This is a genomic window from Bradyrhizobium sp. 195 (assembly GCF_023101665.1).
GTDB lineage: Bacteria > Pseudomonadota > Alphaproteobacteria > Rhizobiales > Xanthobacteraceae > Bradyrhizobium.
In genome coordinates this window covers 4,280,899-4,304,028 of record NZ_CP082161.1, presented here as the reverse complement: position 1 = coordinate 4,304,028, position 23,130 = coordinate 4,280,899, and the positions used below count along the sequence as shown (strand labels likewise).

The following is a 23,130-nucleotide window of genomic DNA, read 5'->3' as shown; positions in this document are numbered from 1 at the left end:
CGGCGTCATCAGACTTGCCCAGCCGAGGGCGCGATTCCGGTACGCCGGACGAGAGCTGCAATACCGCTTCGGTTGACCCGCCGAAAGCGTCGAAAGGAAGGCGTATGTCTAAGAAATCCCAAACGAAATCGTCCAAAAGGCCCTCCGGCAGTCCGACGGCTAAAAAGAAGACCCTGAAAACGCGGGCATCGAGTCAAACAAGGTCCGCGAAAACGCAGCGGACACCGGCAAGCAAATCAACCGCGAGCTTAGCAAAAGCAGGATCACACAAGACCGCGTCGAAACAGTTAAATTCCTCCAAATCAGCGCCCGCGAGCTCGAAGTCCGGCCTGGCCGAGGGCCACAAGGCCCCCGCCTTCCGGCTGCTCCGCGACGGCGGCGACGTCGTCACATTGGCCGACTATGCCGGCCAAAAGCTGGTCCTGTTCTTCTACCCCCGCGCCGACACGCCCGGCTGCACCCGGGAGGCGATCGACTTCACCCGCCTGGCCAGCGCCTTCGCGGCAGCCGGCACCGCCGTACTCGGGATCTCAGCCGATCCGTTAAAGGCCCAGGAGAAGTTTCGCGACAAGCACAGTCTCGGTGTTGCGCTCCTTTCGGACGAGCAACATGAGATGCTGGAAGCCTATGGCGCCTGGGGCGAAAAGTCTATGTATGGCAAGACCTTCCTAGGAATTCTTCGCACCACAATACTGGTCGGGGCCGATGGCAAAGTGGCCAAGATCTGGCGCAATGTGCGGGTTGACGGTCATGCCGACGCGGTGCTGGAAGCGGCAAGAAGTCTTTAACCAGTCCTTTAAATTCGCGCGTTCCCATTTCCGGAAAATTAACCATGACCGGCCCAGATTGCTGCGGCAATTAGGCCGTACGGACTCATCCGACCGGCGCGGGAGTGCCGATGTCGAAAAGTTCTGCCCAATTCTCGCAATACCCCCAACATCATCCTCACGACCACGGACGGGCCTTTCAACGCCGGCCGGCCGTCGCGGCAGCCGCAGCGATCCCCCTTCCCGCAGCCGACGACGCCTACACCATCGTCCACGCCGGCAAGCAGGTCCGCTTCGGGCCCGTGGTGTTCTGGATCGTGGTCGGAACGGTGGTGCTCCTCGGTCTATGGTCGGCGGCGACCGCCACTTATTTTGCTTTCCGTGACGACGTCCTGACCCGGCTGATCGCCCGCCAAGCCGAGATGCAGTACGCCTATGAGGACCGCATCGCCGAGCTTCGCGCCAAGGTCGACCGCACCACCAGCCGCCAGCTGCTCGACCAGGAACAGTTCGACCAGAAGCTCGACCAGATCATGAAGCGGCAGACGGCGCTGGAGTCCCGGGCCACGGCGCTCGGGGCCATGCCCGACGTGACCGGCTCTATTCCCCGCGCGACCCCGCAACGTGGCGATTCGAGCCAGATCGCGCCGAAGCCTTCGCCGATCAGCGACACCGTGATCTTCGTCGCGCCGCCGGACCGTGAGGCGCGCCTCGAATCGCGCGCGCCGGCCGTCGCGGCAGCGCCGACCAACCAGTTCGCCAAGAACCAGGGCTTCGACAATGTCCTGGTCCGGCTCACGACCTCGCTCGACCAGGTCGAGCGTCGCCAGATGGCGACGCTCAGCGCCGTCGAGGAAGGCATGGATTCACGCATGCGCCGGATGCGCGGCGTGGTTAGTGATCTCGGCCTGAATCTCGCCAATCTCGAAGCCGCCGTGCCACGCACCGCAATGGGCGGGCCGTTCGTGCCTGTCAAACTGACGGCCAATGCCGGACCGTTCGAGAAACAGCTCAACCGCATCAACATCACGCGTGCGGAGATGGATCGTCTCAACCGCACGCTGGCGCTGGTTCCCTATCGCAAGCCCGTGATCGGTGAGGTCGAGTTCACCTCCGGCTTTGGCGTCCGCAGCGATCCATTTCTCGGACGGCCCGCGATGCATACCGGGCTCGACTTCCGCGCTGCCAGCGGCGATCCGGTTCGCGTCACCGCCTATGGCAAGGTCGTTTCCGCCGGCTGGTCCGGCGGCTACGGCCGCATGGTCGAGGTCGACCACGGCAATGGGCTTTCGACCCGCTATGGCCATCTCTCCGAGATCAACGTCAAGGTCGGCGAGATCGTGAAGATCGGCCAAGTCGTCGGTCTGGTGGGGTCGACCGGTCGCTCCACCGGTCCGCATCTGCACTACGAGACCCGCATCGAGGGCGAAGCGGTCGATCCGCAGAAGTTCTTGCGCGCCGGCGTGCGCCTCAGCGCGGGCTAGCGCTGGCTCACAGCTGGCGAGTTACTGGCTGCGCTCGTGGCCGACCTCCCCGGTGATGACGTCGCCGAACAGCTCCCAGGCTTGCCCGTTGAAACGCATCAGCTGCATCTGCTCGATCGGGAAATAATCGTCCGGCGAGGTGTTGACCATGATGCCGGGTAGCATCAGGTCAGTGTGAAAATCCTTCAGGTTTGCCGCTTGCTTCATGACGTTCTCACGGGTGAGATTGTCGCCGCACTGTTTCAACACCTGTGCCATCGCCTCGGCCTGCACGTAGCCATAGACGTTGTTGGAATTGGCCTTGTCGCCATCAGGGTAATACTTGTCCATGAACGCGCGCCAGCTCACCACGGCCGGATCCTTGTCCCAGGTCGGATCGGTCGGGTCTTTCAGATAAACCGTCGAGATGATGTCTTTGGAATAGTCGAGCCCCGCGGGCTTGAGCACCGAGGCGACCGAGGTCGCGGTGTTGGCCAGGAAGAATTTCGGCTTCCAGCCGAGCTCGCCGACCTTCCGGATCGCCTGCGCCGATCCCTTCGGCGCGGCCCATGAAAAGAAGATGTCGGCGCCGGAATCGTGAAGTGCAACGATCTGCGAGTCGATCGAGGGATCGCTGACCTCGTAGGATTTGTCGGCGATGATCATGTTCGCCTTGTCGCCGAGCCCGTCCTTCAGACCCTTGAACTGGTCCTTGCCGGCGTCGTCGTTCTGCCAGAACACCGCGATCTTGCTGTTGGGGAAATGAGCGCGGATGTACTTTGCGTAGATTCTCCCCTCGCTCTGGTAGTTGGGCTGGAAGCCCATGGTCCACGGGAAATTCTTGGGGTCACCGAACTTGGTGCCGCCGGACGCGACGAAGAGCTGCGGCACCTTCTTGGCGTTCATGTATTTCATGATCGCGGAGTTCGAGGGCGTGCCGAGCGGCTGGAAGATCAGCAGCACCTCGTCGCTCTCGATCAGCTTGCGCGCCTGCTCGATCGCCTTCGGCGGCGAATAGGCGTCGTCATAGCTGATGAAATTGATCTTGCGGCCGTTGATGCCGCCCTGATCATTGATCATTCTGAAATAGGCGGCCTCGGTCTTGCCGATTACACCATAGGACGACGCCGGCCCGCTATAGGGCATGATGTTGCCGATCTTGATTTCGGTGTCGCTGGCGCCGGGGTCGTATTTCTTTTGCGCCAAAGCGTGTGTCGTGACGAGCACGCCGGCAGCAAGCATGGCAAGGGCAGCAAGGTTTTTGCGACGACTTGGCATCGTTCTCTCCCCAATGTTTTTCTAGTCTTGTTTTGCAGAGAGTGTCGCAAGGCGGCTTGCCGCTGGCAAGCGGTTCGATTTTCCGCGAAGTGAAACGCGCAGGTCCTGGGAACCTAGGTGCCGCGTCGCTGCAGGCTCATTGCGCGCCCGTCAATCACGAGCAACGCGCTGCCGATGACGATGGCGCCCGCGATCTCCCGCATCGAGATCGGCTCGCCCAGCAGCAACCATCCCAACAGAATGGCGGTGATGGGAATGAGCAGCGTGACCAGCACGACGTTGCTCGCACCTGAGCGCCGCAGGATCTGAAAGAAGACGATGTAGGCGAGCGCCGTCGAGAGGCCGGCGAGGCCAAGCACCGCAAGCCAGGTTGTGAGGCTCGGCATCGGCAGACCCCAAGGCTGCTCCACAGCACTGGCAACGAGCGCCATCATCACTGTGGACGCCATCAGCTGAAACGTTGCCGTGCCGCGCGGGGCCGAGTCCTTCAGCAATCGCCGGGCCGCCAGTGCCGCAACGCCATAGCTCAATGCGCCGCCCAGGCAGAGCAGGATTCCGAGCCCTTGCCCGGTCCTGGTCTCGATGCCCCATCCGCGCAGAATGATCACGCCGAGGAGCCCAAGCGCCACACCGGCCACGCGGCGTACCTGCAAAGCCTCCTCGCCCGCCGCCGCCATCACGAGAACCGTGAACAGCGGCGTGGTCGCGTTCAGGATCGAGGCCAGCCCGCTCGGAATGAACGTCTGGCCGATCACGATCAGCGAGAACGGGATGACATTGTTGAGCAGCCCAATCACAACGAATGGCGTCCAACCTGAGATGCTCTTGGGGAGGCCGAGCCCCTGCACGCGCAGGAGCGGCACCAGAATGGCCGCGCCAAGTGCGACGCGCAGAAACACCAGCGTCAGCGGCGGCAATTCCCGCAAAGCGGCGCCATTGAAGAAGAACGAGCCGCCCCAGAGGATCGAGAGCACCGCGAGCAGCGACCAGTCGCGCGCGTCGATCCTGTTGTCGCTTGGGGGCATGGGTCTCTCACATCGGCGGCCGAGCCCCCTCGCCTAGGACAACGCGGCGAACATTGCCACCCGATTTCCGATGAAACACCGGTTTACGAAACCGATGCCGGCAATGAACGGTGCGATCGATTTGTCCCACGCGATGCTGGCCGGCTAAGGCGTGTAACTCATAAACCCGATCAGCCCGCGCGGAGGCGGCGCCTTGTCGGTTCAGTTTTCAATAGCGGACATGGGAGGTCGCCCCGGCTGGTCGGCTAAGGGCCAAAAGGCGACATCACGGGAGCAAGTCTTCGTTGGGTTCATTCAGGCAGACCCGCCTCAATGAATGCCTCTACCATTTTCTTTCTAAGTTCAGCTTGCCGTACTCCATTCCATTCCCATTCATTGATCGTTGAACGCCGCCACTGGGAAGAAAGACGCACGCACTCCGCGACGAGCTTTCGAGCATCTTCCACTCTTCCGGCGGACACGTAACAGAAAACCGCGACGAGCCATCCTGACAAATAGTCGGGAGGAAATGCTCGTATAGATTTGTCCGCCCACGCCGCTGCTTTTTCGTATCGACCAGCGTTGCAATACCCGAAAGCAAGCCCAATCATTGTATTGAAGGTGAATGGATCGCGCGGACTAAGGCGCATGGCTTGTTCAAAGTCAGCAATAGCCGCGTCACCTTGGCCATCCCACACTCGCAAGAACCCTCTCGAACTGTACGCTCCAGCTAAATTGGGATTGGATTGGATGGCTCGATCAACCATTTCAATGCCAGCGTCATAGTCCGCGCAGCAAAAGAAAAGAGCGAAGCCGATGACATATAGAGCGAAAGCATCATCCGTGCCCAGTTCCTTTACACGTTGAGCAAGTTGCAGGAGTTGAGCATTGTCTTGGGCGTCGTCTCTGGGCCACTTGAATGCGCGTCGCCATGCTATACAAGCAGCCGCGCCTCCGAAGGCGGGCGCAAATGTCGGGTCAAGTGTCATCGAGTTGTTGAAATGACCAATAGCGGCGTCATTTTTTTCATGGCTGATTGGGAAATGTACTCGAGGTAACCCACGATAGTATTCAGTTATGGCATCAAGGTTTCCAGTGGATTTCCGACTTGCGCGCTCCATCTCAGAGCGGTCGAGTTCCGGGGCGATGGCTCCAACCACCTGCAAGGTAATTTTGTCCTGCAGATCGAAAATGTCGTCCAGTGCCCCGTCAAACCGATCTGCCCAAACGTGTGCTCCATTGGCCACATCGATTAATTGCCCAGTAATCCTCAACCGCGCTCCCGCTTTGCGGACGCTGCCTTCGAGGACATAACGCGCTCCCAGCTCTCGTCCGACCTGTTTGATGTCGACAGCCCCTCCTTTGTAAGTGAAGGACGAATTCCGGGCGATGACGAAGAGCGAGCCGAAGCGCGATAAGGCGGTGATAATGTCTTCGACCAGTCCGTCTGCGAAGTATTCCTGTTCAGCATCCCCGCTCATGTTCTGGAAGGGCAATACTGCGATGGAAGGTTTGTCAGGCAGTGAAAGAGCCTGGTCCGCCTCGACCAAAGGTTTTGTCGATGGAAGCACATCTGCTTTCTTATCGATCCTCAATCGCCAAGCCCGCATTGGCTCAGCAATGTTCTTGAGGGTTTGCGGCCCGAGGTCGTCGCAGGAAACCTCGACCTTGCCCCGGACCTGCCTATAGGCGTCGTCGGATATACAAACCCCGCCCGGCTCGGCGATGCTTTCGAGACGCGCAGCGATATTGACGCCGTCGCCAAAGATGTCGTTTTCATCAATGATGATGTCCCCGACGTGAATGCCGATCCGGACCTCAATTCTTTGTCCCTGCGGGAAAGGGGCGCTGTGGGCGGCCATGCTGCGCTGGACTTCGATGGCACCGCGCACCGCATCAACGGCGCTTGCAAACTCAACCAACATGCCGTCGCCCGTCGTCTTGACGATGCGGCCCCGGTGGGCGGCAATGGTGGGGTCAACAACGGCCTTTCTCACCGCCTTGAGCCGGGCCAGCGTGCCTTCCTCGTCGGCACCCATGAGGCGGCTATACCCTGCGACATCCGCCGCCAGCACCGCTGCCAACCGCCGTTCCACCCGTTCGGTCAAATGATGCCCCTTAGGTCGGCCATTTCATCCGAAGGATCAAAGCACGCGGTCTGTTTCCGGGCTAGGGCGGACTTCCGCAATGGGTCACAAGCCGCCGAACACCTTCAAGGTCGGAGACTTCCGCTTTGCGTTGCTAAGCTGAAGTTATGAGCACACGCCCTAGGACGGCTTCTTCGGCCGCGACACCAGCTCGATCATCCTGCCTTCATCATCGTCCGGCATCGCAGCCTTCGCCTGCGCGTAAGACTCGACCGCGGCACGCGAGACCAGCGGCTTGTCCGCCAGCAGGCTCTCCGCGAGCTTCACCGCATAGGCGGCATCCTTGTGCCGCAGCGCCGCCGTGAAGGTCGCGCCGGAAAATTCGCGGGCAACCATGCGCTTGGAGTGACGCTGCACCTGGGGGCTGGCGGCGACGCCCGCCTGGATCGATTCCAGCACAAGATTCATGTCGAGCCCGGCCTGCTCGGCGATGGCGAGGCCTTCGGCAAGCCCAGCGATCTGGATCGCGCCCATGAGATTGTTGATGAGCTTGTAGACCGTGCCGGAGCCGACCGCGCCGAAATGGCGGATGGTCGAGCCGATTGGTTCGAGATAGGGCCGCGCGCGCTCGAGATCGGCCGCGTCGGCGCCGGCCAAGAGCGTCAACTTCCCGGCTGCGGCCGCGTCTGGCAATCCGGTTACGGGACAGTCGATGTAGATCAGCCCGCGCGCGTTGAGCTCGCGGCCCATCTCGCGAGCGTGGTCGTAAGAGACGGTCGAGCATTCGATCGCGATGGTGCCTGATTTCGCGGTCTTGGCTGCGCCCTTCGGCCCGAGCCAGACTGCGCGGGAGGCTTCGTCATCGGCCACCATGGTCACGACGGCGTCGGCATCGATCGCGGCATCCTCAGGCGAGGTCGCCCAGTGCGCGCCGCGCGCGATCAGGTCGTCAGCCTTGGCCTTGCTGCGATTCCACAGCGTCACCGTGAAGCCGGCATCGAGATAGCGGCCGGCCATACCGTGGCCCATCCGTCCAAGCCCGATGAAGGCGATGCGGGACATGATCAGTCCACGTCCTCGATGTCGGCACCCGGGGTACCGAAGGCGCGTTGCGCCAAGGTCGCGGCCATGAAGTCGTCGAGCTCGCCGTTGAGAACGCCCGACGTGTCGGAGGTCTGCACGCCCGTGCGTAGATCTTTCACCATCTGGTAGGGCTGCAGCACGTAGGAGCGGATCTGGTGGCCCCAGCCGATATCGGTCTTGGCGGCCTGGTCGGCGGCGGCCTTCTCCTCGCGCTTCTTCAGCTCGATTTCGTAGAGGCGTGCGCGCAGCATGTCCCAGGCCTGGGCCCGGTTCTTGTGCTGGGAGCGGCCGGCCTGGCAGACCACGGCAACGCCGGTCGGGATGTGCGTCAGGCGCACCGCGGATTCGGTCTTGTTGACGTGCTGGCCGCCGGCACCGCCCGAGCGCATGGTATCGACGCGGACGTCGGATTCCTTGATGTCGATCTTGATGCTGTCGTCGATGACGGGAAAAACCTGCACGCTCGAAAACGAGGTGTGCCGCCGTGCGTTGGAATCGAACGGCGAGATGCGGACGAGGCGGTGCACGCCAGCTTCGGTCTTCAGCCAGCCATAGGCGTTGTGGCCCGAGACCTGGATGGTCGCGGACTTGATGCCGGCCTCTTCGCCCTCGGACTCTTCCAGGAACTCGACCTTGAAGCCGTGCGTCTCGGCCCAGCGCGTGTACATGCGCAGCAGCATCTGCGCCCAGTCCTGGCTCTCGGTGCCGCCGGCGCCGGCATGGACTTCGAGATAGGAATCGAAACGGTCGGCCTCGCCCGACAGCAGCGCTTCGAGCTCGCGCCGCGCGACTTCCTTCTTGAGGTTCTTCAGTGCAGCTTCAGCTTCCTTGACGACGCCCTCATCGCCCTCGGCTTCGCCGAGCTCGATCATGCCGATATCGTCTTCGAGCTCCTGCTCGACCTTGCCGATGCCGCCAAGCGAATCCTCCAGCGAGGTCCGCTCCTGCATCAGCTTCTGGGCCTTCTGGGGATCGTTCCAGAGGTTGGGATCTTCTGCGAGCTTGTTCAGCTCAGCGAGGCGCGCCGTCGATTTCTCGACGTCAAAGATGCCTCCTCAGCAGCCCGACTGACTGCTTGATCTCTTCTACCAACCGTTCGATTTCGGCGCGCATGTCGTTCTCGTGTCTCGCGGAATCCCGCGTGCAATTCGAGATGGGGATGTAGCGGCGGCGGCTGCAAAGCGCAACCGCCGGAACCGCGATCGTCTGTGTTATCCGGCCCTAGTACAGCCCGCCGGTGCCGGGCCGCATGAAGAAGCCGGAATCCGGCTGCTGCTGCTGCGAGGCCGGCATCCGCCCGTCGGCGTCGGCAACGCCGATGACCGAATAATTGTCCGGCGGCGCCGTGCCCGGCTTGAAGGCTTCAAGGATGGTCCCGCCGGTTTCGCCGGGACCTGCGCGCATGCCGGTCTTGGAGACGACGCGCACGAGCTTGATGCCGGCAGGCACCTTGAACGGAACCGCGGGCTTGTCGGCGAGCGCGAGCTTGAGGAAATCGCGCGCGATGGGAGCCGCCAGATGGCCGCCGGTTGCGGCATTGCCCTTACCCAGCGGCCGCGGCTTGTCGTAGCCCATATAGATGGCGACGGCGACGTCAGGCGAGAAGCCGACGAACCAGGCGTCCTTGGCCTCGTTGGTGGTACCGGTCTTGCCGGCGACGGGCTTGCCGACTTCCTTGATGACCGTGGCCGTACCGGCCTGCACCACGCCTTCCATCAGCTCGGTGATCTGATAGGCGGTCATGGAATCCAGCACCTGCTCGCGGCGGTCGATGAGCTGCGGCTCAGGCTGGCTCTTCCAGCCGCCCGGCGCGTCGCAGCCGCGGCATTCGCGCTGGTCGTGCTTGAAGATGGTGTGGCCGTAACGGTCCTGGATACGGTCGATCAGCGTCGGCTTCACCCGGCGGCCGCCATTGGCGAGCATCGAGTACGCCGTGACCATGCGCATCGCCGTCGTCTCGCCGGCGCCCAGCGCGTAGGAGAGATAGTTCGGCAGCTCGTCATAGACGCCAAAGCGGCGGGCATATTCGCCGATCAAGGGCATGCCGATATCCTGCGCGAGGCGCACCGTCACCGTGTTGAGGGACTGCCGCAGCGCGTTGCGCAGCGTCACCGGTCCCTGGAACTTACCCGAGGAGAAGTTCTCCGGCCGCCACACGCCTGCGCCCTGCCCCTGGTCGATTTCGATGGGTGCGTCGAGCACGACGGTCGAGGGCGTATAGCCGTTGTCGAGTGCGGCCGAATAGACGATCGGCTTGAACGACGACCCCGGCTGCCGGTAGGCCTGCGTGGCGCGGTTGAACTGGCTCTGGTCGAACGAGAAGCCGCCGACCATCGCGAGCACGCGACCGGTCCACGGATCCATCGCCACCATGGCGCCGGACACTTCGGGGATCTGGCGCAGCCGGTACTGGCCTTCGACCGGCTGACCGTCCTTGTAGAGCGGATCGGCATAAATGACGTCGCCGGGCTGGAGCACCTGCGACACCGCCGTCGGCGTCTTGCCTTTGGTTCCTCCCTGCACGGCCCGCGCCCAGCGCACGCCATCGACCGTGATGATGCCGGTCTCGCGCTGCTTGCTCACGGCGCCGCCAAGCTCGCGGCTCGGTTGGAAGCCGATGCGCGCCGACTGGTCACTGGTCTCCAACACCACCGCCATGCGCCATGGCGAGATGTCGGACAGCGATTTGATCTCGGCGAGCTTCACGCCCCAATCACCCGAAATATCGAGCTTGCTCATGGCGCCGCGATAGCCCTGCTGCTCGTCATAGTTCACGAGGCCCGAGACCATGGCCTTGCGCGCCATGACCTGGATCTTCGGATCGAGCGTGGTGCGGACGGAGAGACCGCCCTCGTACAGCTTCTTCTCACCATAGCGCTCGAAGATGTCGCGACGGACTTCCTCGGCAAAATATTCGCCCGCGAAGGTATGGGCTCCGTTGGAACGGCTGGTGACGGCGAGCGGCTCCTTGCGCGCCTTGTCGGCGTCGGCCTGCTTGATCCAGCCGTTCTCGACCAGACGGTCGATCACGTAATTGCGGCGCTCGACGGCGCGGTCGCGGTTGCGAACCGGATGCAGCGTCGCCGGCATCTTCGGCAGCGCGGCCAGGTAAGACGCTTCCGCAACCGTCAGCTCGTTCACCGACTTGTCGAAATAGACCAGCGAAGCGGCTGCGATGCCGTAGGCGCCGAGACCGAGGTAGATTTCGTTCAGATACAGCTCGAGGATCTTGTCCTTCGAGTAGGTCTTCTCGATCCGCATCGCCAGCAAGGCTTCCTTGATCTTGCGGGCGAAGGAGACCTCGTTGGTCAGCAGGAAGTTCTTCGCGACCTGCTGGGTGATCGTGGAAGCGCCCTGCGGGCGGCGGTTGGAGCCGTAGTTCTGGATGTAGACAACGCCGGCGCGCGCCATGCCGGTGTAGTCGATGCCGCCATGCTCGTAGAAATTCTTGTCTTCGGCCGCCAGGAACGCGTTGATCACGAGCTTGGGCACGGCCTGGATCGGCAAATACAGCCGCCGCTCCTTGGCGTATTCGCCGAGCAGCGAACCGTCGACCGCGTGCACGCGGGTCATCACCGGCGGCTCGTAATCCTGAAGCTGAGAGTAGTCCGGCAAGTCCTTGGAGAAATGCCAGATCAGGCCTGCCACGGCCCCGACACCGACAAGGAACACCACCGTTCCCGCGGCGAACAGGAAGCCCATGAACCGCACCAGCAAGCGCATTATGTGTTTATCCGTTCAAACTCTGGATCAGCCCAGTATCAGCCCCTTGGCGCCCCAAACAGGCGCCAAATTCACGTCGCGAATTCACCGGCTTACGCAATACCATCAATGCCGGACTTAAGACGCTTGCCGAACGGGGTTCTCGCCGATTCCGGAACCCCCTGCGGCATTTTTATAAAGCGCCCGCTGTGGCCAAACTAGGGCTTTTGCGACGGGACGGAAAAACCCTTTCAGTTTGAAGACCCCCAGGGTCGCCCAATTGGGCGATCCCCGGGTCGTCAATTTGACGATCCCGAGGTCGTCAATTTGACGATCCCCGGGTCGTCAATTTGACGATCCCGCCGTGGCCAACCGCTTGGTCAAAAACCCGTCGATGGCCTGCGCCATCGAGCCCACAGCGCGGGACCGCCAGCCCTCGGAGACCAGATGCTCGAGGTCGCCCTTGTTGGAGACATAACCGATCTCGACCAGCACCGAGGGCACGTCGGGCGCCTTCAGGACCCGGAAGCCGGCCGACTTAAGCGGATGCTTGTGCATCCGCACCGTCGATTTCATTTCACCCATCAAAAGGCGAGCGAAACGGTTTGAAAAGGTGCGGGTTTCTCGCTGCGTGAGGTCGATCAGGATGTCGGCGACGTCGGTCGGCTCCTCCGCCAGGTTGAAGCCGGCGATCGCATCTGCCCGGTTTTCCGCATCCGCCAGCCGCTGGGCCTCGGCGTCGGACGCTTTGTCGGACAGCGTATAGATGGTCGCGCCCTGCGCATCGCCCTCGGCACGAGGCAGCGCATCGGCATGAATCGAGACGAACAAGGCGGCTTTGAGATTGCGAGCGATCTTGGTCCGGTCATTGAGGGGAATGAAGGTGTCGTCGTCCCGCGTCAGGACCACACGGTATTTACCGGCCTTCTCCAGCTTGTCGCGCAGCGCCAGCCCAAAGGCCAGTACCAGGTTCTTCTCGCTCTCGCCGCTCGACTGCGTGCCATTGTCGATGCCGCCATGGCCGGGATCGATCACGACCACCGGGCGGCCGTCGGCCTTCTGCTGCGCCGTTTCCGGGGCTGTCGTCGCGGGAGCCGGCGCAGGCTTCGCCTCGGCGATGGTGGACCGTAGCTCGGGACGATTTTCGGACGCGAGCGACTGCGCGAAGGCGGCCCGGTCAACCTCTTCCAGCTCCAGCACAAGCCGGGCCGGCTGGCCGTTGGCCGCCTCCACCACGTAGGACTTGGCGATCCTGGCCGGTCCCGTCAGGTCGAACACGATTCGCGAGCCGCCGGGCATGACGAGCCCGTAGCGGAACGCCTTGACCAGTCCACGCCCCCCGGCCCCTGTGCCCGCCGGCAGCTGAAAATTGACCTGCGGCACGTCAACGACGACCCGGTACGGGTCGGCCAGCGTGACGGCACGGAAGGTTATGGCCTGATCGATGTCGAGAATGAAGCGAGTCTGCTTGCCGTCGCCGGCCAGCCGGGCGGCCGAGGCAACCGGGAAATTCGCTACCGCAACAGCGGGTTGCGGCTGGCTTTCCGCCGCCCTTAGGCGCGAGGAATCAGCACATGGCAATGCTGCAGCGCACAGCAGCGCGCATCCCAGCAGAATCCGTCGATTTGTGCGGCTCGCCACCGATTCCGTGCCTCCGAGCAGCCCTTTTAACGCAATAGAACCACAGGGTTAATCCACCCTTAATGACAGAAACGCGAAACTCGCTGACTGTGACCGCCATGCGACGCTCCCTTGCACGTATGGCTCATTCCTCGTATGTACGGAATGCTGACGGCCGATATTTCCGGTTGTGTCGCATTCAGCCTCCCGGTGCATCGCCGGAACTCTCAAGGTTTGAGAATTCCAGCGTTTTCCGTTTCCCTCTAAGACCAGCGCGGTGCGCGGCAGCGAGGTGGAACGGGTCAAGCGCCGGCGGCGGACGGTCCTAGGTTACCACTCGCGTGACCGGGACAGTTCTGACAGCGACGTAACCCATTACCCGGTCCCTTGATCCCCAAGGGAGCGGTTCGTGATCCCCAAGGCGAGCGCGCTCGCGCCATGCCTGGCCAGCAGCAACTGATTGAAGGGCGGCCTCACCGCCCAATGTTTCATACGGGCCGACGCTTGATGCGCCAGACTGTGCCGACGAATTCTGAAGGACCATTCGCGACGCTGCGGAGTGAAAATCCCGCACGCCGCCTTGGTCCTGAAGCTTCCGGTCCGGCAAGGCGCGAGAGACGGCGTTTCGGCCTTCCCCTCACCCCCGAATCAGGTGGACCGTCGCGTCACCCGGCAGCGCTGATCGCGCCCACGGTGAATCGCGCCCGCCGCCGCCAAGAGTTAAGACATGCCCAACAAGATGTTGATCGATGCCACCCACCCGGAGGAGACCCGGGTCGTCGTGGTCCGCGGCAATCGCGTCGAAGAGTTTGATTTCGAGACCGCGCAACGCAAGCAACTGCGCGGGAATATCTACCTCGCCAAGGTCACAAGGGTCGAACCCTCGCTCCAGGCCGCCTTCGTCGAATATGGCGGCAACCGCCACGGCTTCCTCGCCTTCAGCGAAATCCATCCCGATTACTACCAGATTCCGGTCGCGGATCGGCAGGCGCTGATCGAGGCCGAGGAACAGGCCCATCGCGAGGCCGAGGAGGAGAGCGAGAACCGCTCCCACGGCCGCCGCCGTTCGCGCCACCGCAATTCGCGCCGCCGTGGTCATGGCGAACGCGTCCGCAGCGACATCGTCGAAGGCGCCGATCCCGCGGCCCAGCCGGTCCAGGGCGAGGCCCTGCCCGAAGGCGCTTTGCACGAGGGTGAGCACCTGCACGCCGGCGCGGAGCATCACGGCGAGCACGAAGGCCACGATCATCACGATCATGACCACGAAGGACATGATCACCAAGGACATGATCACCAAGGACATGGGCACGACGACCATCATCATGCCCAAGGTGACGATCATCACGCCCACGATCATGACGACCATGGTCATCACGGCGAGCACGATCATCACGACCACGATCATGCCGACGAGACGCCCGCGCCTGTCGCAGCAATCGGCGCCGAGCCCGTGGTCGCCACCGGGGTTGTTGCCGAGCCGGAAGAGGTTGCCTCCGAAGCACACGCAGAGGATCTCGCCGAGGCCGTGACATCAGCCGCTGAACCGGCCGACGCCGTGTACGCCGCCGGCGAGAGCGCCGAGGCTTCCCATCACGAAGCCGAAGCGGCTGCCGGAGACGACGACGCCGAGGAAGACGAAGACGACGAGGAAGCCGAAGAGGAAGTCGTCGAATCCGTCGGCGGCGACGACGTGCTGGAGGAAGTGCCGGAGCGCACCTTCCGGCCGCGCCGCCAGTACAAGATCCAGGAAGTCATCAAGCGCCGCCAGGTGATGCTGGTGCAGGTCGTCAAGGAAGAGCGCGGCAACAAGGGCGCGGCGCTGACGACCTACCTGTCGCTCGCCGGCCGCTACGCCGTGTTGATGCCGAATACCGCACGCGGCGGCGGCATCAGCCGCAAGATCACCAGCGCCCAGGACCGCTCCCGCCTGAAGGAAGTGGTGCAGGATCTCGACGTGCCCGAGGGCATGGGCATCATCCTGCGTACCGCCGGCGCCGCCCGCACCAAGCCCGAGATCAAGCGCGACTTCGAATATCTGATCCGGATGTGGGAGACGGTGCGCGACCTCACGCTGAACTCGCAAGCCCCGACCCTCGTCTACGAGGAAGGCTCGCTGATCAAGCGCTCGCTGCGCGACCTCTACAACAAGGAGATCGACGAGATCTCGGTGGCGGGTGAATCCGGCTACCGTGAAGCGCGCGACTTCATGAAGATGCTGATGCCCGCCAATGTCAGCGCCGTGAAGCAGTATCGCGACGGCCAGCCGCTGTTCTCGCGCATGGGCGTCGAGAGTCAGCTGGACGCGATGTTCTCGCCGACCGTGCAACTGCGCTCCGGCGGCTACATCGTGATCAACCAGACCGAGGCGCTGGTCTCGATCGACGTCAACTCCGGACGATCGACGCGCGAGCACCATATCGAGGACACCGCGCTCAAGACCAATCTGGAGGCGGCCGAAGAGGTCGCCCGCCAGCTTCGCTTGCGCGACCTCGCCGGCCTGATCGTCATCGACTTCATCGACATGGACGAGAAGCGCAACAACCGCGCGGTCGAACGCAAGCTGTCCGATTGCCTCAGGCAGGATCGCGCGCGCATCCAGGTCGGCCGCATCTCCCATTTCGGCCTGCTCGAGATGTCGCGCCAGCGCATCCGCGCCAGCGTGCTCGAGAGCTCGACCGATCCGTGCCCGCATTGCGGCGGCACCGGCCATGTCCGCTCGGTGTCCTCGGTGGCGCTCCAGTTGCTGCGCGGCCTCGAAGAGATCCTGATGAAGGGCGCGACCCACAATCTCGTGGTCCGCACCCGCACCGACGTCGCGCTCTATGTGCTCAACCACAAGCGCGGCCATCTGCGTGATCTCGAGAACGGCTTCAAGGTCACCCTCTCGGTGATCGCAGATCCCAGCGTCAGCGGGCCGCAGGCCTATCTCATCGATCGCGGCGAGCAGGTGCATACGCTGGAGGCCGCCAAGGCGCTGCTCGTGGCGCAGGCCGCCGCGAGCCCGCCGCCCCTGGCCGAAGAAGCTTACGACGACGAGGAGTTCGATCCGGAAACCGAATCCGAGGTCGAGACCGAGGAGACCGAAGGCCTCGCCGAGGAGCAGGCCGCAGGTGACGCCGCCTCCGAGCAGGACGGCCAGCGCCGCAAGCGCCGCCGTCGCCGCCGCGGCCGCGGTGGCCCGCGCGACGGCGAATTGCGCGAGGATGGCCCTGCCACCCTTCCCGAGGCGGCTGTTGCGGCCGGCGAAGGCGAGGACGATGCCGAGGCCGAGCAGGACGGCGAGGAAGGCGAGGAACAAGCAGCCCGTGGTGAGCAGCAGGGCAGCGGCGACCGCCGGCGCCGGCGTGGTCGCCGCGGCGGACGCCGCCGTCGCGGTGGCGCCGAAGAAGGTCTCGCCGGCTCCATCGGCGACGAGCTCGGCACCAATCAGCCATCGGAAGCTGCCGACGCGGTTGCCGATTTCGACGGCTTCGGCAGCGAGCCCGCGCCCTCGATCGTGCAAGCCGAGCACAGCGCTGAGCCGCAAGTCTCGCAGCCTGAGCCACGCGCCGAGGTGCAGACCGAGGCGCCGGCCCAGCCTGAGCCCTTTGCCGCGGAGGAAGAGCCTGCCGACGACAAGGCCGCACGGCGCCGCTCCACGGTCCGCGAAAAGGTGAGCTTCCTGTCGAGCAGCCCGAGCGAGCCGGCAACGCCGGTTGCGCAAGCGGCCGAGCCGGTCGCCGCGCCGACGCCGGCAGCTGAACCGGCGCCGGAAGCGGCAAGCGAAACGCCGGCCGCGCCGCGTCGCGCCGGCTGGTGGTCCCGCCGCTTCGGCGGCGGCGAATAAGAGGATCATCCAGATGAAACCGCCCGGCCAAACCGGGCGGTTTTGATTTGGCGAGGTAGGTTCCAATGCAGAGCGCAATCGTTCTCGGCGGTGGCATGATCGGCGTGAGTGCGGCGCTGCACCTGCAGCAGCGCGGCTGGACCGTCACGCTCGTTGATCGCAGGGAGCCGGGCCGCGAGACCAGCTATGGCAACGCCGGAATGATCCAGGCCGAAGCGGTCCGCCCCTATCCGATGCCGCGCGACCTTGCGACACTGCTGAAGATCGCGACCGGCCGCACCAACGATGTGCGCTACAGCCTGTCGTCGCTTCACCGCCATGTCGAGCCCCTGCTCCGCTACTGGTGGCACTCGGCGCCGAAGCGGCATCGCGAGGCGATCGAGGCCTGGGCACGGCTGATCGCCTACGCGACCGCAGAGCACGACATCCTCATTCGTGAAGCCCATGCCGACAATCTGATCCGCCGCGCCGGCTATCGCATGCTGCATCGCGATGCCGCTTCATTCGACCTCGCGATCAAGACGGCGGAGGAAGATCAACGCGAATTCGGCGTGAATTTTCGCGTGCTCTCCGGCAGCGAGCTTGCCAAGGCCGAGCCGATCCTGCGCGACGATCTTCCCGGCGCGATCCATTGGCTCGACACCTGGACGGTGTCCGATCCAGGGGCGCTCGTCACGGCGTATGCCGAGCTGTTCGAGCGCCTCGGCGGCACCATCGTTCTCGGGAACGCGCAGAGCCTGCGCCAGACCGCGACCGGCTGGTCCGTCGATACGGACCAGGGACGCCTCGACGCTCCCCACGCCGTCGTGACGCTCGGGCCGTGGTCGCCCGATCTGCTGCACAAGTTCGGCTATCGCATTCCGCTGGTCCGCAAGCGCGGCTACCACATGCACTACAGCGGCGGCGCCTCGCTCGACCTGCCTCTCGTCGACAAGGGCGGCGGCTACGCCATGGGGCCGATGGCCAAGGGCATCCGCATCACCACAGGAGCCGAGCTGACGAGCCCGAACGCGCTCGCAACGCCCGTGCAGCTCGCCAGCGCGGAAGGCTCCGCACGCGAGCTGATCGACCTCGGCAAGCGCGTCGAGCCCGATCCGTGGTTCGGCACCCGTCCCTGCACGCCCGACATGCTGCCGGTGCTCGGGCAAGCGCCGCGTCATCCCGGCCTCTGGATGAATTTCGGCCACGGCCACCAGGGCTTTACCCTGGGACCGGCGACCGGACGTCTGCTCGCCGAGATCATGAGCGGCGAGACGCCGGCGATTGATCCCGCGCCGTATCGGCCGGAGCGGTTCTAGTCCCAAAAGAAAAGGGCTGATCGAGGATTTCGACCAGCCCTTTTCGCTCCAAGCCCGAGGGCGCGATCAGTCCGTCGTGATCGCCGTCTCCATGTCGGTCGGATCGATCTGCTTGGAAAGGTTGGCGTTGAGCTTGTCGCGGTCGAGTTCACCCTCCCACCAGGCAACGACCACGCAGGCGACGCCGTTGCCGCACAGATTGGTCAGCGCGCGGCACTCGCTCATGAACTTGTCGATGCCGAGCACGATCGCCATGCCAGGCACGAGGCGCGGATCGACCACGGCCAGCGTCGCCGCCAGCGTGATGAAGCCCGCGCCGGTGATGCCGGAAGCGCCTTTCGACGTCAGCATCGCCACGACCAGGATCGTGGCCTGCTGGCTGAAGGAGAGATCGTAGCCGAGCGCCTGCGCGATAAAGAGCGTCGCCAGCGTCATGTAGATGTTGGTGCCGTCGAGATTGAACGAGTAACCCGTGGGCACCACGAGGCCGACCACCGACTTGGAGCAGCCGAGCCGCTCCAGCTTTTCCATCAGGGACGGCAACGCGCTTTCCGAGGACGAGGTGCCGAGCACGATCAGCAATTCGTCCTTGATGTAGGCCAGGAACTTGAAGATCGAGAACCCTGCCAGACGTGCGATGATGCCGAGCACGACGAAAACGAACAACGCCGCGGTGACATAGAACGTGGCGATCAGCCCGACCAAATTGAGGATCGCGCCGGTGCCGAACTTGCCGATCGTATAGGCCATCGCACCAAACGCGCCGATCGGCGCTGCACGCATCACGATGGAGATGACGCCGAACACGGCATGAGCGGCGTCGTCGATGAAGCTGCGGATGGTGTGGCCGCGCTCGCCGAGGCTCATGACCGCGAAGCCGAACAGCACCGAGAACAGCAGCACCTGCAGGATCTCGCCTTGTGCGAACGCGCCGACGACGGTGTCCGGAATGATGTGCAGCACGAAGTCGACGGACTTCTGACCGGCGGCCTGCTTGGCGTAGTTTGCAACGGCCGCCTCGTTGGCCGCGCCACTGCCGAAGCCCGCGCCCGGCTTCACCAGATTGCCGATGACGAGACCGATCACCAGCGCGAAGGTCGAGACGACCTCGAAATAGACCAGCGCCTTGACGCCGATGCGGCCGACTTTTTTGGCATCCTGGATATGGGCGATGCCGGAAACGACGGTGCAGAAGATGATCGGGGCGATCACCATCTTGATCAGCTTGATGAAGCCGTCGCCCATCGCCTTGATCCATTCGTTGGTGGCGAGCGAGGGCCAGAGCCAGCCGACGATGGCGCCGAGCACGATGGCGATCAGCACCTGAACGTAGAGAACCTTGTACCACGGCTTGGCGACGGGCGGCGCGACCGGCGCCCCCGCCATCGTTGTCGTCGTCATCGTTTCACTCCCCCTCAAAACGCTGGGCCAGCCAAGATCAACTTGGCCGGCCCTGTCAATCGGAACCGTTCGCTTTTGCCGGTTTACCTTCGGCGCTCGATCAGCCTGCGCGCGGCTGGCATCAACGTCGCGCCAAGCGCGTTCTTGACCAGCGAAGCCGCAACGAACGGCACGATGCCGACCTGCCAGGATTTCGCAACACCCAACCCGAGGCCGAACGCCAGCCAGCCGAAGCCGGCGGCCAGAATGACGATATGGCCTACAGCCATTGCTGCAAACAAAAGCGGCATGCTGCGATCCCAGCCGCGCTCGGCGAGCCAGCCGGTCACGAATGCGGCCGCAATGAAACCGAAAAGATATCCCGCGGTCGGGCCGAGCAGCGGTGCAATGCCACCCACCGGCCCGGCAAATACCGGCGCGCCAAGCGCGCCTTCGGCGAGGTAGGCGATCATGGTTGCGCTGCCAAGACGCCAGCCGTAGGCCGCGCCGATCATCAGCACCACCAGCGTCTGCAACGTCATGGGGACATAGGGCAGCGGCAGGCTGACCTTCGCTGATAGCGCCATCAATGCGGTGCCGAGCGCGATCAGCACGACCGCGCGCACTGCGCCAACGGTTTCGCCCGGCCGGGTCGGCCACATCAATGCGGCGAGAGAAAAATGCGGCGCAGCAACGGTCGGGGCAGATCGGTCAGACAAGATGAACTCCGGAGGTGGTCGAAAACTGGCGGCTATTTAAGCCAGTGAGCGATCCGGTCAACTGCCTCGCGCATCTCCCCGGGCGAGCGCGCATAGGAAAGACGAATGAACGAGCGGCCGTGAACGGGATCGAAATCAAGGCCGGGCGTGGCCGCGACGCGTGCCTGCTCCAGCATCTGCTTGGCGAACTCGAAACTGTCGGAGGTGAAGTCCGAGACGTCGGCATAGAGATAAAATGCACCATCGGCCGGCAGGAACTTGCTGAGGCCAGCTTTCGGCAATCCCTCGATCAAAATCCGCCGGTTCTCCTGATAGCCGTGCTTGATCGCCTCCATCTCGGCCGCACCGTCGAAGGCGGCTTCAGCGGCAATCTGCGAGAGCGACGGCACCGAGATCGACAGATTCTGCTGCAGCCGCTCGATCGGCCGCACCAGGATTTCAGGCACGACCATCCAGCCGACGCGCCAGCCCGTCATGCAAAAATACTTCGAGAACGAGTTGATCACGAGTGCGTGCTCGGAGAGTGCTGCGGCGGTGACGGCCGGAAACGCATAGTCGAGCCCGTGATAGATCTCGTCCGAGATGAAGCGGATGCCCGCGTCTTCGGCGGCCGCAATCAGACCAGCGAGCGCTTCGCGGGACATCATTGTCCCCGTCGGATTGGCGGGGCTGCCGACCAGCACGCCCTTCAACGGCGCCTTGCGATGGGCCGCAAGCAATGCCTCGCCCGTGAGCGCATGGCGCGTCTCGTTGGTGGTCTCGATCAGCACCGGCTCGCAACCGAGCGCGGTGAGGATATGACGATAAGGCGGATAACCCGGCACCGTCACGGCAACGCGGTCGCCCGGCTCGAACATCGACAGGAAAGCCAAAATGAACCCACCGGAGGATCCGGTGGTCACCACGATCCGCTCGGGGCTGACGTTACAGCCATAGGCATCGCGATAATGCCGTGCGATGCGCTCGCGCAGACTGGGGATGCCGAGCGCGGAGGTATAATCGATCCGCCCGGCCTCGAGCGCCGCATGGGCGGCCGCAATCGCGGTTTTGGGGGCGCCGGCCGCGGGCTGGCCGACCTCCATGTGGATGACATGGCCGCCAGCAGCCTCGATTCGGGCCGCCGCGGCCATGACGTCCATCACCATGAACGGGGGAACATCGCTCCGGCGGGAGGGCGCGAGCCACTGCCCCAACCGGTTCCTCAAGGTCGTATCGTGCATCGATTTCTGCTATTCGCTGGCGAACCGGTCCGTCCGGTCCGGGAAACGGGGCGCTTGCGCCCCAGACTGGCCGCATTGTACGGGTCATAAGGGGAACGGCCCGCAAGGGCATATCGCGTATCCGGTCCGCCGCCAATCGCCAAAACCAATCACGAAACTGCTTGATCAAGACCGTTTGACCCAGACCGCCTGATGTTGCTCCAAATCGCATTGCGCAAGAAGGCCTCCGCCCTCACCGCCCTCGTCATGGCTGCGGCGATCGCGCTGACGCCGTTCTCGGCCGCGCACGCGCAAGCCAAGGGGCCGCCGGTCCTGCGCGACACCGAGACCGAGCAGCTGCTGCGCGAATACACGCGCCCGATCCTGCGCGCCGCGGGCCTGGAGAAACAGAACATCCAGATGGTGATCCTGAACGACAACTCGTTCAACGCGTTCGTCGCCGACGGCCGCCGCATCTTCGTCAATTACGGCGCGATCCTTCAATCGGAAACGCCGAACCAGATCATCGGCGTGCTCGCGCACGAGACCGGGCATCTGGCCGGCGGGCACCTGTCCAAGCTGCGCGAGCAGCTCGCCGCCGCCCAGACCCAGATGATCATCGCGATGCTGCTCGGCGCCGGCGCGATCGCCGCGGGCAGCACCCAGCGCAGCAGCGCCGGCAACAACGGGCTCGCCAATGCCGGCGCCGCCGCGATCTCCGCTCCGCAGGAGGTGATCCGCCGCACGCTGCTGTCCTATCAGCGCCAGCAGGAGGAGAACGCCGACCGCGCCGGCGTGAAATTCCTGACCGCGACCCAGCAATCGCCGAAGGGCATGTACGAGACCTTCAAGCGCTTCACAGGCGAGAGCTTGTTCGCCGCGCGCGGCGCTGATCCCTATCTCCAGTCGCATCCGATGCCGGCCGAGCGCGTCGCAGCGCTCCAGGAGTTCGCAAGCTCGAGCCCCTTCTGGAACAAGAAGGACGATCCTGCGCTCCAGCTCCGCCACGACATGGTGCGCGCCAAGATCTCCGCTTTCATGGAGCGGCCGGAAACCGTGTACCGCCGCTATCCCCAAACCAACGACAGCATGCCGGCGCGCTATGCCCGCGCCATCAGCACCTATCTGCACGGGGACCTCCGAAGCGCGCTCACCCAGATCGACGCGCTGATCCAGGTCCAGCCGAACAACCCGTACTTCTACGAGGTGCGCGGCCAGGCCCTGCTTGAAAGCGGCAAGCCAGCCGAGGCGATCCCGGCCCTGCGCAAGGCGGCGCAGCTCTCGAACAATTCGCCCCTCATCGAGATGTTACTTGGGCAGGCTCTGGTTGGAACCGATAATAAGGCCTACACCGACGACGCTGTTCGGATTCTCCGCGCCGCGGTAGCGCGAGAGCCCGAGGCGGCGCTCGGCTATACCCAGCTCGCGATGGCCTATGGCCGGAAGGGCGAATATGCCGAGGCAGATCTCGCCTCGGCGCAGGCCGCTTATCTGCGCGGCGACAACAAGACCGCCCGCGAGCTAGCCACGCGCGCGAAAACCCGTTTCGCCGTCGGCACGCCCGGATGGGTCAAGGCCGACGACATCGTGGCGGCGAAGCCGCCGCGCAATTGAACATCGTGGCGGCCAAGCCGCCACGTGATGAAATGCCTAAAACGACGCCCGACACCGCGACGTCACGACGCCGAGCTTGAGTCCGCCGGG

Annotated in this window: 16 protein-coding genes; 5 read left to right on the top strand and 11 right to left on the bottom strand. The window is 63.9% G+C overall.

Annotated elements, in window-relative coordinates:
- Window positions 1–104 precede the first annotated feature (104 nt).
- On the top strand, window positions 105–788 hold the full coding sequence (locus IVB26_RS19825; RefSeq protein ID WP_247967036.1) for a peroxiredoxin: 684 nt from the start codon (window positions 105–107) through the stop codon (window positions 786–788).
- Between the two features lie 110 nt (window positions 789–898).
- A complete protein-coding gene (locus IVB26_RS19820; RefSeq protein ID WP_247967035.1) occupies window positions 899–2,251 on the top strand; it encodes a M23 family metallopeptidase in 1,353 nt (450 codons plus the stop codon).
- Between the two features lie 21 nt (window positions 2,252–2,272).
- On the opposite strand, the gene IVB26_RS19815 is transcribed toward IVB26_RS19820, so the two are convergent.
- The 8 genes from IVB26_RS19815 to IVB26_RS43105 form a co-directional block, all read right to left on the bottom strand.
- On the bottom strand, window positions 2,273–3,508 hold the full coding sequence (locus IVB26_RS19815) for an ABC transporter substrate-binding protein (RefSeq protein WP_247967034.1): 1,236 nt from the start codon (window positions 3,506–3,508) through the stop codon (window positions 2,273–2,275).
- A gap of 113 nt (window positions 3,509–3,621) precedes the next feature.
- Window positions 3,622–4,533: a DMT family transporter gene (locus IVB26_RS19810; RefSeq protein ID WP_247967033.1), complete on the bottom strand. Its 912-nt coding sequence runs from the start codon at window positions 4,531–4,533 to the stop codon at window positions 3,622–3,624.
- Window positions 4,534–4,823: 290 nt separating this feature from the next.
- The gene (locus tag IVB26_RS19805; protein WP_247967032.1) at window positions 4,824–6,620 is read right to left on the bottom strand and encodes an adenylate/guanylate cyclase domain-containing protein; all 1,797 of its coding nucleotides are present in this window, start codon (window positions 6,618–6,620) and stop codon (window positions 4,824–4,826) included.
- 159 nt (window positions 6,621–6,779) lie between these two features.
- A complete protein-coding gene (locus IVB26_RS19800) occupies window positions 6,780–7,661 on the bottom strand; it encodes an NAD(P)-dependent oxidoreductase (RefSeq protein ID WP_247967031.1) in 882 nt (293 codons plus the stop codon).
- 2 nt (window positions 7,662–7,663) lie between these two features.
- Window positions 7,664–8,795, bottom strand: a protein-coding gene (prfB, locus tag IVB26_RS19795; RefSeq protein ID WP_247967030.1) for a peptide chain release factor 2 whose coding sequence is annotated in 2 segments (ribosomal slippage) — window positions 7,664–8,725 and window positions 8,727–8,795 — 1,131 coding nt in all. Because the reading frame shifts where the segments join, the coding sequence is not laid out codon by codon here.
- Between the two features lie 108 nt (window positions 8,796–8,903).
- The gene (locus tag IVB26_RS19790; RefSeq protein ID WP_247967029.1) at window positions 8,904–11,405 is read right to left on the bottom strand and encodes a penicillin-binding protein 1A; all 2,502 of its coding nucleotides are present in this window, start codon (window positions 11,403–11,405) and stop codon (window positions 8,904–8,906) included.
- A gap of 324 nt (window positions 11,406–11,729) precedes the next feature.
- Window positions 11,730–13,025 (bottom strand): N-acetylmuramoyl-L-alanine amidase, encoded by a 1,296-nt coding sequence (locus IVB26_RS19785; RefSeq protein ID WP_247967028.1) that lies wholly within the window; start codon window positions 13,023–13,025, stop codon window positions 11,730–11,732.
- A 616-nt stretch (window positions 13,026–13,641) separates the two neighbouring features.
- On the bottom strand, window positions 13,642–14,508 hold the full coding sequence (locus tag IVB26_RS43105; RefSeq protein WP_276578693.1) for a hypothetical protein: 867 nt from the start codon (window positions 14,506–14,508) through the stop codon (window positions 13,642–13,644).
- Window positions 14,509–14,529: 21 nt separating this feature from the next.
- Between IVB26_RS43105 and IVB26_RS19780 the strand changes: the two genes are divergently transcribed.
- Both IVB26_RS19780 and IVB26_RS19775 read left to right on the top strand, forming a co-directional pair.
- On the top strand, window positions 14,530–16,830 hold the full coding sequence (locus IVB26_RS19780) for a ribonuclease E/G (RefSeq protein ID WP_276578692.1): 2,301 nt from the start codon (window positions 14,530–14,532) through the stop codon (window positions 16,828–16,830).
- Between the two features lie 65 nt (window positions 16,831–16,895).
- A complete protein-coding gene (locus IVB26_RS19775; protein ID WP_247967026.1) occupies window positions 16,896–18,128 on the top strand; it encodes an NAD(P)/FAD-dependent oxidoreductase in 1,233 nt (410 codons plus the stop codon).
- 66 nt (window positions 18,129–18,194) lie between these two features.
- Here the strand turns inward: IVB26_RS19775 and IVB26_RS19770 are convergent, their stop codons facing one another.
- The 3 genes from IVB26_RS19770 to IVB26_RS19760 all read right to left on the bottom strand — a co-directional run bounded on the left by IVB26_RS19770 (window position 18,195) and on the right by IVB26_RS19760 (window position 21,447).
- Window positions 18,195–19,529: a dicarboxylate/amino acid:cation symporter gene (locus tag IVB26_RS19770; protein ID WP_247967025.1), complete on the bottom strand. Its 1,335-nt coding sequence runs from the start codon at window positions 19,527–19,529 to the stop codon at window positions 18,195–18,197.
- A gap of 83 nt (window positions 19,530–19,612) precedes the next feature.
- A complete protein-coding gene (locus IVB26_RS19765; RefSeq protein WP_247973222.1) occupies window positions 19,613–20,170 on the bottom strand; it encodes a biotin transporter BioY in 558 nt (185 codons plus the stop codon).
- Between the two features lie 89 nt (window positions 20,171–20,259).
- A complete protein-coding gene (locus IVB26_RS19760; RefSeq protein WP_247967024.1) occupies window positions 20,260–21,447 on the bottom strand; it encodes a pyridoxal phosphate-dependent aminotransferase in 1,188 nt (395 codons plus the stop codon).
- Between the two features lie 192 nt (window positions 21,448–21,639).
- Between IVB26_RS19760 and IVB26_RS19755 the strand changes: the two genes are divergently transcribed.
- Window positions 21,640–23,040, top strand: coding sequence for a M48 family metalloprotease (locus IVB26_RS19755; RefSeq protein ID WP_247967023.1), 1,401 nt, complete (start codon window positions 21,640–21,642; stop codon window positions 23,038–23,040).
- The last annotated feature ends 90 nt before the right edge of the window (window positions 23,041–23,130 follow it).